Genomic DNA, 1,248 nt, shown 5'->3' on the forward strand with positions numbered 1-1,248 from the left:
ATTTGAAAAGATTAAAGAAATGATAACAGGAGAAGCACGAAACAAATTATTAAATGCGTCAGATGATGCACATAACCATATAGAAGATGATGGCTCTATGCACATTCAAACGAAAGCAAAGATAACAGATATGTACTACATCAAAACCGCTGATAATAAGGCGGATGTAACGGTTAAATATGATTATCTTGTAACGGTTGATGGAACGGAACAACAAGAAAAACACACGATGAAATTAAATTTAGTATTGGAAGGTGAGAAATGGTTTGTAGAAAATTATGAGTTCCAAATCAATACAGGAATTGAAGGACCATAGAGAAAGGAATGAGGGAGTTGGTGAATCAAAATGTATTGCATCACATTGGATATGAAATACTGCAAGAAACGTTTGTATTGATTCGAAATGTATTTTCCTATTTAAAAGAAGACGAATACAGTGTGACATATGTACGAGAAATTGCGGATGCTTTGCATAATATCCCGCATTCGATTCAGAAACAGCATGATAAATTTTTAGAATTTGAGTTCAAACTGTTAGAAGAAACATTAATGCAAATGGATTTTGGAAAGGTTGCCGCACAAAATATTCCCTATTTTAGAATGTATGCGGCACGTGTACAGCAATTGTTACAGAAGCGTTATAAAGAGGTTTAATCGAGTGGAAATGGGGCGATAAAGAATGATTGTATTGGGAATTTGGAATTTGGATCATTATTTGTACAGGAGTATGCCTCTATGTATCGCATCATTTTTTACAAGAAAATACGTGGCAATGGGGATTGAGAATCATTGGTGCAACCTTTTTTACAGGATTTTCAATTGGATTTGTTGGAAAACAATGCATATATGATTTTCAACATAAAAAGTTTCCCTTTCAGAAAAAATGACGCTTCAAATTTGTTTATAATCGATTTTAAAGAAACTGTTAATGCATTTGGTATTGAATGGGATTACGTCTTTTATTCGGTCTTTTAAGTGGTTTAAATGAGATTTTAGAGGGAAAGGGGTGTGAGGATGATTTTTTTTTAGATTATTGCATATATTTTGCTAAGTATAGGAGTTTGTACGCTTGTTTTGGCAGGAATAGCCGCTATTGTAAAGAATCAAATGATAATCGCAAATATAAATCTATTATTAGCCATGTACTATTTTTGTTCGGGAAGTCTTCTGTATTTGTGCACGTTATGGGAAACACAAGATATTATCCTACAAGCCTTTTTGATTTTAATTGTAGGAATAGCGATTATT

At 32.9% G+C, this 1,248-nt stretch carries 3 protein-coding genes and 1 pseudogene; all 4 read left to right on the plus strand.

The features are described 5' to 3' along the window. Nucleotides 1-316, plus strand: a pseudogene (locus ACQGS6_RS28850) (hypothetical protein); the annotation flags it as partial. A 17-nt stretch (nucleotides 317-333) separates the two neighbouring features. Then, entirely contained in the window at nucleotides 334-654 is a 321-nt protein-coding gene (locus ACQGS6_RS28855) for a hypothetical protein (protein WP_088065520.1), read from the plus strand. Between the two features lie 29 nt (nucleotides 655-683). Continuing rightward, nucleotides 684-887 carry a hypothetical protein gene (locus tag ACQGS6_RS28860; RefSeq protein ID WP_426966061.1) on the plus strand — a complete coding sequence of 68 codons (204 nt, stop codon included), beginning with the start codon at nucleotides 684-686 and terminating at the stop codon, nucleotides 885-887. 142 nt (nucleotides 888-1,029) lie between these two features. Next, nucleotides 1,030-1,248 (plus strand): hypothetical protein (locus ACQGS6_RS28865; RefSeq protein ID WP_426966062.1); only part of this gene is annotated, 219 nt, incomplete at its 3' end.

This window comes from Bacillus sp. GMs2/2, from assembly GCF_050172095.1.
Classification (GTDB): domain Bacteria; phylum Bacillota; class Bacilli; order Bacillales; family Bacillaceae_G; genus Bacillus_A; species Bacillus_A cereus.